Origin of the sequence: Pseudacidovorax intermedius, assembly GCF_001476815.1 — a bacterium.
GTDB classification, from domain to species: domain Bacteria; phylum Pseudomonadota; class Gammaproteobacteria; order Burkholderiales; family Burkholderiaceae_C; genus Xenophilus; species Xenophilus intermedius_A.
In genome coordinates, this window is record NZ_LDSL01000118.1 from 18,634 (window position 1) to 31,098 (window position 12,465).

The 12,465-nt window shown below is 72.0% G+C and carries 12 protein-coding genes; 8 read left to right on the forward strand and 4 right to left on the reverse strand.

The window, feature by feature from the left end:
• Nucleotides 1-40 precede the first annotated feature (40 nt).
• The 4 genes from pdeM to NS331_RS17775 all read left to right on the forward strand — a co-directional run bounded on the left by pdeM (nt 41) and on the right by NS331_RS17775 (nt 3,897).
• Nucleotides 41-760, forward strand: coding sequence for a ligase-associated DNA damage response endonuclease PdeM (gene pdeM, locus NS331_RS17760; RefSeq protein WP_058643291.1), 720 nt, complete (start codon nt 41-43; stop codon nt 758-760).
• Nucleotides 748-1,311 (forward strand): Crp/Fnr family transcriptional regulator, encoded by a 564-nt coding sequence (locus NS331_RS17765; RefSeq protein WP_058643292.1) that lies wholly within the window; start codon nt 748-750, stop codon nt 1,309-1,311. The genes pdeM and NS331_RS17765 overlap by 13 nt, the downstream gene beginning before the upstream one ends.
• A gap of 253 nt (nt 1,312-1,564) precedes the next feature.
• Nucleotides 1,565-2,593 carry an aromatic ring-hydroxylating dioxygenase subunit alpha gene (locus NS331_RS17770; protein WP_058643293.1) on the forward strand — a complete coding sequence of 343 codons (1,029 nt, stop codon included), beginning with the start codon at nt 1,565-1,567 and terminating at the stop codon, nt 2,591-2,593.
• A 92-nt stretch (nt 2,594-2,685) separates the two neighbouring features.
• Nucleotides 2,686-3,897 carry an ABC transporter substrate-binding protein gene (locus tag NS331_RS17775; protein ID WP_058643294.1) on the forward strand — a complete coding sequence of 404 codons (1,212 nt, stop codon included), beginning with the start codon at nt 2,686-2,688 and terminating at the stop codon, nt 3,895-3,897.
• 13 nt (nt 3,898-3,910) lie between these two features.
• Here NS331_RS17775 and NS331_RS17780 read toward each other — a convergent pair whose 3' ends face one another.
• The 3 genes from NS331_RS17780 to NS331_RS17790 form a co-directional block, all read right to left on the reverse strand.
• On the reverse strand, nt 3,911-4,621 hold the full coding sequence (locus NS331_RS17780; protein ID WP_058643295.1) for a TetR/AcrR family transcriptional regulator: 711 nt from the start codon (nt 4,619-4,621) through the stop codon (nt 3,911-3,913).
• Nucleotides 4,622-4,809: 188 nt separating this feature from the next.
• Complete coding sequence (locus tag NS331_RS17785; RefSeq protein ID WP_193758148.1) at nt 4,810-5,397, reverse strand: nucleotidyltransferase family protein; 588 nt, start codon at nt 5,395-5,397, stop codon at nt 4,810-4,812.
• Entirely contained in the window at nt 5,394-6,275 is an 882-nt protein-coding gene (locus tag NS331_RS17790; RefSeq protein ID WP_153012912.1) for a BUD32 family EKC/KEOPS complex subunit, read from the reverse strand. The genes NS331_RS17785 and NS331_RS17790 overlap by 4 nt, the downstream gene beginning before the upstream one ends.
• 105 nt (nt 6,276-6,380) lie before the next feature.
• On the opposite strand from NS331_RS17790, the gene NS331_RS17795 reads away from it, so the two are divergent.
• From NS331_RS17795 to ligD, 4 genes are all read left to right on the forward strand, one after another.
• Nucleotides 6,381-7,172 (forward strand): YecA/YgfB family protein, encoded by a 792-nt coding sequence (locus tag NS331_RS17795; RefSeq protein ID WP_058643296.1) that lies wholly within the window; start codon nt 6,381-6,383, stop codon nt 7,170-7,172.
• 102 nt (nt 7,173-7,274) lie between these two features.
• A complete protein-coding gene (locus NS331_RS17800; protein WP_058643297.1) occupies nt 7,275-8,075 on the forward strand; it encodes an SDR family oxidoreductase in 801 nt (266 codons plus the stop codon).
• 101 nt (nt 8,076-8,176) lie between these two features.
• Nucleotides 8,177-9,154 (forward strand): non-homologous end joining protein Ku, encoded by a 978-nt coding sequence (gene ku, locus NS331_RS17805; protein ID WP_058643298.1) that lies wholly within the window; start codon nt 8,177-8,179, stop codon nt 9,152-9,154.
• 54 nt (nt 9,155-9,208) lie between these two features.
• Entirely contained in the window at nt 9,209-11,974 is a 2,766-nt protein-coding gene (ligD, locus tag NS331_RS17810; RefSeq protein ID WP_082702587.1) for a DNA ligase D, read from the forward strand.
• On the opposite strand, the gene NS331_RS17815 is transcribed toward ligD, so the two are convergent.
• The coding region (locus NS331_RS17815; protein WP_193758149.1) for a transglutaminase-like domain-containing protein at nt 11,964-12,465 on the reverse strand (502 nt) is incomplete at its 5' end. The two genes, ligD and NS331_RS17815, sit on opposite strands and share 11 nt — an antisense overlap.

Sequence of the window (12,465 nt, forward strand, 5' to 3'; positions counted from 1 at the left end):
CGGTTGCGAAACGTAAACTCCTGCCTTCTTCCGCGTGCCCATGTCCTCCTTGCCCGTCCCCGACGTCCCCGCCGCCCATGAAGTGCTCTGGGCCGGCGAGCGCCTTCACCTGCTGCCCGAGCGTGCCCTGTGGTGGCCGGCGGCGCACACGCTCTTCATCGCCGACCTGCACATCGGCAAGGCCGCCACCTTCCGCGCCCTGGGCCAGCCGGTGCCCGGCGGCACCACGCAGGAGAACCTGGCCCGGCTCGATGCGCTGATCCAGCGCCACGGCGCGCGCGCGGTGGTCTTCCTGGGTGACTTTCTGCATGCGCCGCAGGCCCGCACGCCGCAGGTGATGCAGGCCCTGGCCGACTGGCGCGCGCGCCATCCCCAACTGGCCATGACCCTGGTGCGCGGCAACCACGACGACCGCGCCGGCGACCCGCCGGCCGACCTGCGCATCGCGCTGGCCGACGAGCCCTTCGCCCTCGGCCCCTTCGCCTGCTGCCACCATCCGCAGACCCAGCCGGGCCGCTTCGTGCTCGCCGGCCACCTGCATCCGGCCTGCGCGCTGCAGGGCAGCGGCCGCGACAGCCTGCGCCTGCCCTGCTTCGTCAGCGAGCCGGGCCAGGCCATCCTGCCGGCCTTCGGCGAATTCACCGGCGGGCTGCTGCTGCCGCAGGCGCCGCAGCGGCGCTTCCATGCCGTGGGCGGCGGCCGGGTGTGGCCGCTGCCGGCGCCGGCCGACGACGCGGGGGCACGGCCATGGCGAGCGTGAACCTGCGCGAGGAGGCGGCGCTGATGCTCACCCGCTCCTCCGTGGTCGCCGAGCTGGAGATCCACGACGCGCGCATCATCGTCGACGCCATGCGGCCCATGGCCGTGCGCGCCGGCACGGTGATCATGCGCGAGGGCCAGGACGACGACGTCGACTACATGGCCCTGGTGCTCGAAGGCCAGGTGCGCGCCGAAAGCAGCGGCATGGGCGACGGCAACGAGGTGGTCATCTCCGTCATCGACGCCGGCCAGCTCTTCGGCGAGATGGGCCTGATCGACGGCTCGCCCCGCTCGGCCACCTGCACCGCGCTGACCGACCTCAAGCTGGCCATGCTCACGCGCAAGGCGCTGCGCGGCCTGGTGGAGGTGCAGCCGGGCGTGGCGGCGCGGCTGATGCTGTCGATTTCCCGCGGGCTGGCCGATCGCCTGCGCGAAAGCAACCGCCGCCTGCGCACCCTGTCGCAGATCAGCCGCGCCATGCAGGCCGAGCTGGGCACCACCCACGCGCTGAACAAGCGGTTGCTGGCCGAGAAGGCGCGCACCAAGGGCTGAGGCCCGTCGCGGCGTCGCGGCGTCGCCACCTTCCCCGCTGCCGCGCGCCGCGCAGCCTCGTTCCATCCACGTCAACCCCGGTGCGCCCCGGCGCGGTGCGCCGGCCGGCCGTCCATGCACCGCCGTCGCCGCAGCATGTCCCGATCGTGCGCCGAAATGGAGTGATTACTCCATTTAGTGGAGAAAGAGCTTACTGAAAGGCTGGCACGCCATATGCTGACGTGGGTCAAACACCCCACGGAGCCGACGCACGATGAGCAGCCCTGCCTACCCCCGCAACGCCTGGTACCCGCTCGGCTGGGCCCGCGACATCGGCCCGGCGCTGGCCAAGCGGCGCGTGCTCGGCGAAGACCTGGTGGTCTTCCGCACCAGCGGCGGCCAGATCGCCGCGCTGGACGATGCCTGCCCGCACCGCCTGGCCCCGCTGTCGCTGGGCCGGCTGCGTGGGGATTCGGTGGAATGCGGCTATCACGGCCTGGCCTTCGACTGCAGCGGCCGCTGCACCCATGCGCCCGGCATGCAGCGGGCGCCCAACAACGCGCAGGTGCGCAGCTATCCCACGGCGACGACCATGGGCATGGTGTGGGTGTGGATGGGCGATGCGGCGCTGGCCGATCCGGCGCAGGTCTTCCATCTGCCCGAGTACGACGACCCGGCCTACAGCGTGATCGAGGGCGATGCGCTGCCCGTGGCGGCCAACTACCTGAGCCTGGCCGACAACCTGTGCGACCCCACGCACGTGGTCTACGTGCATCCCACCACGCTGGGCAGTACCGGCCGTGAGGAAACACGCGTGCAGCACCAGCGCGAGGGCCGCAAGGTGGTCACCTGGCGCTGGGTGATCGACGGACCGCTCATTCCCATCTTCCAGGGCCTGAAGGACTTCGGCGGCAACGTGGACCGCTGGCACTACTACCACTACCACGCGCCCAGCATCGCCGTCATCGACTTCGGCTCCGCCGCCACCGGCACCGGTGCGCCCGAGGGCGTGCGGGGCGACTGCATCCAGATGTTCGCCTGCCACTTCATCACGCCGGTGGATGCGCGCAGCTGCGTGCAGCACTGGCTGCTGCTGAAGAACTCGCCCGCCGACGCCGCCACCGACGAGCGCCTGCGCGCCGGCCTGCGCGTGGCCTTCAACGAGGACAAGGCCGTGCTCGAGGCCATCCAGCGCAACGAGGACAAGCCGCGCGAATGGCAGCGCGTGCAGCTCGGCCTGGATGCCTCGGCCATCAAGATGCGCCGCATCGTGCAGGAAATGGTCGAGGCCGAATCGGCCTGAGCGTCCGCCTGCGCGGCCACACCCCCGGCGTGCCGCGTCTGCCCCTTCGGTTTCCCCAGTCTCCGTCCAACACCCACCCACGAGGACCCGCGATGATCCCCAAGCCCTGGCGCCATGCCCTCACCGCCGGCCTGCTGGCCGCTGCCGCCGCCGTGCTGCCCGCCGCCGCGCAGGAGCCCATCCGCATCGGCGAGATCAACAGCTACAAGGCCCTGCCGCAGAACCTGGTGCCCTACCGCAACGGCTGGCTGCTGGCGCAGGAAGAGATCAACGCCGCAGGCGGCGTGCTCGGCGGGCGCAAGCTGGAGACGCTGTTCCGCGACGACAACGCCAACCCCGGCGATGCCGTGCGCATGGCGGAGGAGCTGATCGCGCGCGAGAAGATCGACATCCTCTCCGGCGTCACGCTGTCGCACGTCGGCGTGGCGCTGGCGGACTTCGCGCGCCAGAAGAAGGTGTTCTTCCTCGCCTCCGGCCCGCTCAGCGACAAGGTGGTGTGGGAGAACGGCAACCGCTACACCTACCGGCTGCGCTCGGGCACCTACGCGCTCGCCACCTCGGTGGTGGCCGAGGCCGCCAAACTGGGCAAGAAGCGCTGGGCGCTCATCTATCCCAACTACGAGTACGGTCAGGCGGCCACGGCCGCCTTCAAGGAGCAGCTGAAGAAGCTGCAGCCCGACGTGGAGTTCGTCGCCGAGCAGGCGCCGCCCCTGGGCAAGATCGACGCCGGCGCGGTGGTGCAGGCGATTGCCGATGCCAAGCCGGACGCCATCTTCAACGTGATGTTCGGCAGCGACCTCACCAAGCTGGCGCGCGAGGGCAAGACGCGCGGCCTGTTCCAGGGCCGCGAGGTGGTGAGCCTGCTGACCGGCGAGCCCGAGTACCTGGACCCGCTCAAGGACGACGCGCCCGAAGGCTGGATCGTCACCGGCTATCCCTACACCGCCATCGACACGCCCGAGCACCGCGCCTTCTACGCGGCCTACCAGAAGAAGTACGGCGACTATCCGCGCCTGAACGCGGTCGTGGGCTATGCCACGGTGAAGGCCCTGGCGGCCGGCATCCAGAAGGCCGGCGGCACCGACACCGAGAAGCTGATCGCCGCCTTCAAGGGCCTGAACTTCTCCACGCCTTTCGGTCCGGCCACCTTCCGCCCGCAGGACAACCAGTCGACGATGGGCATCTACGTGGGCCGCACGGCGGTCAAGGACGGCAAGGGCGTGATGCCCGCCGGCACCTACATCGACGGCAGCAAGCTGGCGCCGCCGGACGACGTGGTGAAAAAGCTGCGCAACCCCGGCTGAGCGCAGCGCGCCATCAGGCGGCGCGCGGCTCCGCCGCGATGCTTCGGAGAACCACCTCGCAGATGTGCGCGCGCCAGCCGGCGCGGCGCGGGCGGCTCATCAAATCCACGCCCATCCAGGCCGAGCAGGTGTACTGGTTGGAGATGTAGAAGAAGCCCAGCGACATGATGCTCATGAGCACATGCTCGGCCTTCACGTCGCAGCGGAACACGCCCTGGGCCTGGCCGGCCGACAGGATCTCGGCCACCGTCTCCACCAGCGGGAAAGAGGTGCGCCCCACCTGCTGCGACTGGCGGATGTGCCGGCCGCGCAGCAGGTTCTCGTTCATGATCACCCGCACCAGGTCGGGGTTGGCGGCGTAGTGGTCCCAGGCATGCTCGATCAGCTGGCGCATGCCGGCCACCGGATCGGGCGGAAGCACGAAGTCGCGCTGCGCACCGATCATGTCGGCATAGAGCTTCTCCAGCACCGCCTGGTAGAGCCGCTCCTTGTTGCCGTAGTAGTAGTACAGCATCCGGTCCACCGTGCCGGCCTGCTTGCTGATGCGCTCGATGCGCGCGCCGGCGAAGCCGTGCTCTGCGAATTCGGCGACGGCGGCGGCCAGGATGCGGTGCTCGATCTGCGCTTCCGGTTCGCGCCGCCGCGCGCGTCGCGTGGGCCCGCCGGGTAGGGGGGGCGGCGCGTCCACGGGCGGCGGGGCCACGGCCGCGGACGCATCGGCCACGCCGCTGGCTGCGCGCGGACGACGCGTCTTTCTGGGAGGTGGTGGAAGGTTCTTGTCGGGCACGGGGCCGGGGCGTGGCGAGGATCGGAGCGGAGACGAATTCTCGCGCAGGCGGTCGGCAGTGGGCGCCCCGGAAGATGGGGCCGCCTTGCCGCCGTTCACATGGGCTGCGGACGGGCGCCGCGCGTTCATGGCATCGCCGCCGGCGCCACGCGCAGCCACGGCCAGCGCGCCTGGTACGACGCCGCCTTGCGCGCGTACAGCGCCGCATGCGGGATCCGCGGGTTCATCGTCAGCTCGCCCGCATACAGCCCTTCGAGGCCGTAAGGCGCATACAGCCGCCCCGGCGCGACGCCGACGCAGGTGGCGGGAATCAGGAAGCGGTCGATGCCGTCGCGACTGCTGTGCAGGCGCGGATAGGGCTCGCCGAAGTGGGACGGATACCAGAGGTGCACCCGGGCCTGGTTGCAGACCTCCAGCGTGATGCCCTGGTCGGCCAACAGCGCATCCACGCGCTGCTGCACGGCCCGCTCGCCGGCGTCGGAGAGGTCGTGGGGGTCGAAGTAGAAGAGGTCGTAGTCGTGGATGTCGGCCGTGGGCGGACGGCCCGACAGCTGGTTCCAGACGGTCTGGAACAGGCAGCCGGCCACCAGCCAGCCGTCGGGCAACTGCAGCGTGTCCCAGCGGTCCAGGATGCAGGCGTTGTGCGGGTTGCGCCGCACGTCGGCCAGGAAGCGCGCTTCCAGCGCCGGATCCGGCGAAGGGCTCGGCCTCATGCCGCGTGCCAGCGCCCCAGCAGCACCGCCGCGGCGCGCACGCGCTGGGTGTCGCGGCCCCAGCGGCGGCCCTTGGGCAGGTGCCGCAGCCAGCGCATGCGGCGCGCGGCCTCGGCCACGCGTTCGCGCACGCCCGGCTCGGCGGCGGCCATGGCGGCCTGCCAGTGCGCCGCGGCGGCCTGCGGGCCGGCGGCCAGGATCAGCGCGCCGGTGGAATGCAGGTAGCTCAGCCAGTCGCGGGCCTGGCACTGGTCGGTGGGCAGGGCGGCGCCGGGGTCGTCCTCGAAGTCGATGAAGCCGATCTCGCCGTCGGGGCACAGCACCATGTTGCGGGCGAAGGCCTGGCTCAGGTACTGGCCGCGCGCATGCACGTGGGCGATGGCCTGCAGGCCCTGGGCCCAGGCGGCCAGCAGCACGGCCGGGCCCTGGGCGGCCGACTGTTCCAGGCGCTCCATCAGCATGGCGCCGCCGCGGCCATTGCCGGCCAGGTCGCTGATCAGCAGGCCGTCCGGCTGCTCGGCCAGCACCTGGGGCACGCGCAGGCCGCTGGCGGCCAGGCTGCGCAGCCGCGCGGCCTCGATGGCGATGGCGGCCGTGCCGCCGGGATTGGGCACTGGCGTCAGCACGTCCAGCCGCAGCGTGCGGGCGATCAGCGACAGCAGCCGGTAGCGCAGCGGCCCGTGGCGCGGGCCGGCCTTCTTGAGCCAGACGCGCCGGTCCTCCAGCCGGTGGTCGGCCACGCTGCGCGTCTGGCGCGGCAGCATCTCGCGCAGGAAGGCATGCGGGTCGCGCCGGGGCGGGGTCTGGCCGCCGGCCGCGTCGTCGCGGCGGGCGGAAGAGGACGAGGAACGTCGGAAAGAAGGGCGGAGCGCAGCCATGGAAACGGGAATCGGCCGGGCTGGCCGCAGGGCCGCCGGAGGCGGACGCCGGCAGGCGGCCCGGTGTGCTGCATCATAGGGGGCATTCCCGCACCGCCTTTTTCCATGACTTCCGACACCCACCCGCCGGCCGAAGTCGGCACCGCCGCCGCCCTGCCGCCCCTCACGCCCGAAGATTTCGACGCCCTGGACGACGCCCTCGACGCGATGCGCGAACACGACGAGGACATCCCCCAGTGGGAGTTCTGCGACGGCTTCATGGCCGCGCTGGTGTGCACCCGCCGCGTGATCGAGCCGAGCGAGTACTGGCCGGCGCTCTTCGGCCCCGATTTCTCGCCCGCCCAGCACATGGAGTTCGTCTGGCGCTGGAAGCGCCGCTGGCACGAGATGCAGACCAGCCTCGATGCCGGCGACGTGCAGTCGCTGGACGAGGAGCGCTGCTTCCACCCCGAATGCCTGGACCTGCGCGGCGCCATCGCCGCCCTGCCGCCTGAGGAACGCGGCGATGCGCCGGAAGGCGATCTGCCCTCCTACGCGCAGGTGTGGGCCCTGGGGTTTCTGGCCGCCGTGGAGCACTGGTCCGAGGACTGGGCGCCGCCGCGCGACAAGGAGGTGGCCGAGATGCTGGCCGACAGCCTGGACTGCATCGAGACCCTCGCCACCGACGACACCGATCCGCCCGCGCTGTCCATGTATGCCGAGGACGGGCCGCCGACGGTGAGCCAGCAGCGGCTGGACAACGTCGGCGAGGCCATCTGGGCCGTGTACGACCTGCGCCAGCTGTGGCGCAGCCTGGGCCCGCGCGTGCAGGCCGTGCGCCGCGCCGACGAGCCCGGCCGCAACGACCCCTGCCCCTGCGGCAGCGGCAAGAAGTACAAGAAGTGCCACGGGGCCTGATCTCGAGAATGAACGCCTGACGGCACCGTGACACCGCAGCGACCGGCAGGGACATTGACGGCCGTCGTTTGACAGCCCGCGCGCCATGCGCAGGATGCGGGCATGGACCTCGAACTTGCCGGCAAACATGTCTTGATCACGGGCGGCAGCAAGGGCATCGGCCTGGCCTGCGCGCGCGGCTTCCTGCAGGAGGGCGCCCGCGTCAGCCTGGTCGCCCGCCACGAGGCGGGCCTGGTCGATGCGGCGCTGTCGCTGGCCGATGCGCGGGCCGACGCCGCGCGCATGGTCGCCACCTTCGCGGCCGACCTCAGCGACCCGCAGGCCGCCATCGCGGTCCTCGACCGCATCGAGCAGGCCCACGGCGCGGTCGACGTGCTGGTCAATTCGGCCGGGGCGGCGCGCCGCACGCCGGCCGACCAGCTGGAAGCCGCCCACTGGCAGGCGGCCATGCAGGCCAAGTACTTCACCTACATCCACATGATGGACCCGCTCATCAAGCGCATGGCCGCGCGCGGGCACGGTGCCATCGTCAACGTGGTGGGCGCGGGCGGCAAGGTGGCCAGCCCGATCCACCTGCCTGGCGGCTCGGCCAATGCAGCCCTGATGCTCGCCAGCGTGGGCCTGGCCAATGCCTATGCGGCCAAGGGCGTGCGGGTGAACGTGGTCAACCCAGGCCTCACCGCCACCGAGCGGCTGCACGAAGGCCTGGCCGCGCAGGCGGCGCAGCAGGGCATCTCGCCCGAGGAGGCGCTCGCCCAGTCCAGCGCCAGGCTGCCGCTGGGCCGCATCGCCGAGGCGCGCGAGGTGGCGGACGCCGTGCTGTTCCTGGCCTCGGCGCGGGCCAGTTACGTGACCGGGGCGGTGCTGGCGATGGATGGCGCGGCCATTCCCATCGTGGTGTAGGTTCCGCACGGCGGGCGACGGCTTCTTCTTCCTACAGGCCGTGCGCGGGCGGCCGGCCTAGATTGGGCGGCTCGCCCGCCACGACAACGGAGAAGCCCGCCATGCCCGCATCCAGCCCGCGCGTCCTGTGGAAGGGCGCCATCAGTTTCGGACTCGTCCACATCCCGGTGGCGCTGTATTCCGCCACGCAGGACGGCAGCATCGATTTCGACTGGCTGGACAAGCGCACCATGGACCACGTGGGCTACAAGCGCATCAACAAGAAGACCGGCAAGGAGATCGCCCGCGAGCACATCGTGCGCGGCGTGGAATGGGAGGACGGCCAGTACGTCGTGCTGACCGACCAGGAGATCGCCGACGCCTACCCGCGCACGCTGCAGACCATCGAGATCGAGCGCTTCGTGCCGGCCGACGGCATTCCCTTCATCCACCTGGACCGGCCCTACTACACGGCACCGATCCAGCGCGGCGCCAAGGTCTACGCCTTGCTGCGCGAGGCGCTGGTGCGCACGGGGCGCATCGGCGTGGCGCGGGTGGTGATCCAGACCAAGGAGCACCTCGCCGCGCTGGTGCCCGCCGGGCCGGGCCTGGTGCTGAACCTGCTGCGCTGGGGCGCGGACATCCGCGCCTGGGACGGCCTGCCGCTGCCCGATGCCGACGCGCGCAAGGCCGGCGTGAACGACCGCGAGCTCAAGATGGCCGAGCAGCTGGTCGAGGACATGTCGGGCGAGTGGAACCCCGAGGACTACGAGGACCGCTTCCGCGACCGCATCATGGCCCTGGTCGAGCGCAAGGCCGAGGCCGGCCAGGCCAAGGACGTGGCCAAGCTGGAGCCGCAGGAGCAGGCCAGTTCGGGCGCGAAGATCCTGGACCTCACCGAGCTGCTGCAGCGCAGCCTGCGTGGCGGCAAGGGGCGTGCCGCGGCCAGTGACGACGAGGACGACGACGGCGAGCAGGACGAGGCCGGCGGCACCCCTAAGCGCGCCGCCAGCAAGCGTGCGGCCAAGGCACCCGCCAAGCGGGCCGCCGCCAAGCCCGCCCCTGCACGCAAGGCGGCGCCGCGCCGCAAGGCCGCGTGAGCGCCGCGCCGCTCGCGGCACCGGGGCTGCCCATCGTTCGCCGCTGACCCATCCATGGCCACCGCCACCCGCCCATCGCCGGCTGCCCGCAGGAAGACCGCCGCCCGCAAGACGGCCGCGCCCCGCAAGGCCACGACGACCAGGCGCGCCACCGCTGGGCCTGCATCGACGGCCGAGGCCCAGGCCCTCGCCGATTACCACCGCAAGCGCGACTTCCAGCGCACGCCGGAGCCGCGCCACGGCGGCGAGGCCGGCGTCGACGCGCTGGGCTTCGTGGTGCAGAAGCACGACGCCTCCCACCTGCACTACGACTTCCGCCTGGAGCTGGACGGCACGCTCAAGAGCTGGGCCGTGCCCAAGGGTCCCTGCCTGGACCCGACCGTCAAGCGCATGGCGGTGGAGGTGGAGGACCATCCCATCGCCTACGGCGGCTTCGAGGGCCGCATTCCGGAGGGCCAGTACGGCGCCGGCACGGTGATCGTGTGGGACCGCGGCACGTGGCTGCCCGAGGGCGACGCGCGCCAGGGCCTGCGCGCCGGCAAGCTGAGCTTCGTGCTGCAGGGGCACAAGCTGCACGGCCGCTGGACGTTGGTGCGCATGCAAGGCCGCGGCGAGAAGAAGCCGGCCTGGCTGCTCATCAAGGACGAGGACGAGGCGGCCCGGCCGCTGGCGGACTACGACGTCACCGAGGCCGCGCCGGACAGCGTGTTGCAGCGCGCTCCGTCCACCACGAGCAAGGCAGGCACGGCCGGGGCGGCTGCGCCTGCCGCAGTGGCTTCCGCCAGAACGCTGACCGCATCGCGCACCCCCGGCGCCAAGGCGCCGCTGCCCGAGCAGCTTTCGCCCCAGCTCGCCACGCTCGCCGCCGCGCCGCCGGCCCAGCCCGAGGAATGGGCCTGGGAACTCAAGTTCGACGGCTACCGGCTGCTGACCCGCATCGACGGCCGCGGCCACGTGCGCTGCTTCACGCGCAACGGCCACGACTGGACGGACCGCCTGCCGGAGCTGGCGCGCGCGCTCGGCCGGCTGCCGGTGCGCAATGCCTGGCTGGACGGCGAGATCGGCGTGCTGGGCGCCGAAGGCGCGCCCGATTTCCAGGCGCTGCAGAACGCCTTCGACCTGCAGCGCACGGCGCCCATCGTGTACTGGCTGTTCGACGCCCCCTTCCTCGCGGGCCGCGACCTGCGGGCCGAGCCCTTGTCGCTGCGGCGCGAGGCGCTGGCGGCCGTCTTCGCGCAGGGCGACCTGCCCGAGGCGCTGCGCTTCAGCGAGGCCTTCGATGCCGCGCCGCGCGACCTGCTGGCCTCCGCCGCCAGGCTGGGCTTCGAGGGCATCGTCGGCAAGCGGCGGGACGCCGGCTATGTGGAAGGCCGCGCCGCCTCGTGGATCAAGCTCAAGCACCAGCTGCGGCAGGAGTTCGTGGTCGGCGGCTACACCGCGCCGAAGGGCGCGCGCAGCGGCTTCGGCGCGCTGCTGCTGGGCGTGTACGACGCCGATGGCCGGCTGCGGCACGTCGGCAACGTCGGCACCGGCTTCGACCAGCGGCGGCTGGACGACATGCATGCGCAACTGCAGGCGCTGGCGCAGGACGACTGCCCCTTCACGCCGCGTCCTGCCGGCGAGAAGGCGCACTGGGTGCGGCCCGAACTGGTCGCCGAGGTGGCCTTCGGCCAGTGGACGCGCGAGGGCAAGGTGCGGCAGGCCGTCTTCCAGGGCCTGCGCAGCGACAAGCCGGCGCGGCAGATCGTTCGGGAGCAAGCCATGAGCCCCTCCACCGTCGCCAAGGCGGCGCCCAAGGCTGCGAAAGCCGCCAAGGCCGCGAACAGCGTCCCCTCCTCCTCGCCCGCCGCGAGCCGCAAGACTGCCGCCCCGGCTGCGAAGCCCGCCGCAAAAAAGGCGGCTGCCAAAGCCGCGCGATCCCCCGCCGACGCGGACCTCCCCGACACCCTGCGCGTCACCCATGCCGACCGCGTGATCGACCGCGCCAGCGGCGCCACCAAGGGCGAGATCGTCGCCTACTACGCGCAGGTCGCGCCGCTGATGCTGCCGCACCTGCGCGGCCGGCCGGTGTCGCTGGTGCGCGCGCCCGAGGGCGTGGGCGGCGAGCTGTTCTTCCAGAAGCATGCGCAGAACACGCCGCTGCCCGGCGTGCGCCTGCTCGACCCCGCGCTGGACCCTGGCCACGAGCCGCTGCTGCAGATCGACGGCGCCAAAGGCCTGCTGTCGGCCGCGCAGATGAACACGCTCGAATTCCACACCTGGAACGGCCATTCGCGCGGCCTGGACAAGCCCGACCGCATGACCTTCGACCTGGACCCCGGCGAGGGCGTACCCTGGGCCCAGGTGCAGGAAGGCGCGCTGCTGATGCGCACGCTGCTCGAGGAGCTGGGGCTCCAGGCCCTGCTCAAGACCAGCGGCGGCAAGGGCCTGCACGTGGTGGTGCCGCTGCGGCGGCAGCACGGCTGGGACACGGTCAAGGACTTTTCGCGCGCCGTGGTGCAGCACCTGGCGCGCACGCTGCCCCAGCGCTTCGTCGCCAAGAGCGGCCCGAAGAACCGCGTCGGCCGCATCTTCGTGGATTACCTGCGCAACGGCTTCGGTGCCACCACCGTGAGCGCCTGGTCGGTGCGCTCGCGGCCCGGCCTGGGCGTGTCGGTGCCGGTGGCCTGGGACGAACTGCCCACGCTGCGCAGCGGTGCCCACTGGACGCTGGCCACCTTCGGCGAGCGGCTGGCCACCGGCAACGAACCCTGGGACGCGTCGGGCGTCGGCAGCCAGGGCCTGGCGCGCGCGATGAAGGTGCTGGGCTTTACGCCATGACCTCTTCGGTCACGATGTCGAAGCGGTTCAGCTTGTGCTGGCCGAACACCATGGTGATCGGCACGTCGGCGGCGTCGCGGCCGCGGGCGATCACGATGCGGCCGATGCGCGGCACGTTGTGGCGCGCGTCGACGGTGTGCCAGCGGCCGCCCAGGTAGACCTCGAACCAGGCGCTGAAATCCATGGGGTAGGGCGCGATCGGCACGCCGATGTCGCCCAGGTAGCCGGTGACGTAGCGCGCCGGGATGTTCATGCAGCGGCACAGCGTCACGGCCAGGTGCGCGTAGTCGCGGCACACGCCGGTGCCCTGGCGCCAGCCGCCCAGCGCGGTGCGCTCGCGGTCGGCATTGCCGTAGTCGAAGCGGATGTGCCGGTGCACATAGTCCGAGATGGCCTGCACCCGCGCCCAGCCCAGCGGCGTGTGGCCAAACTGGTTCCAGGCGAAGGGCAGCAGTTCGCTGTCGACCTCGCAGTAGCGGCTGGGCAGCAGG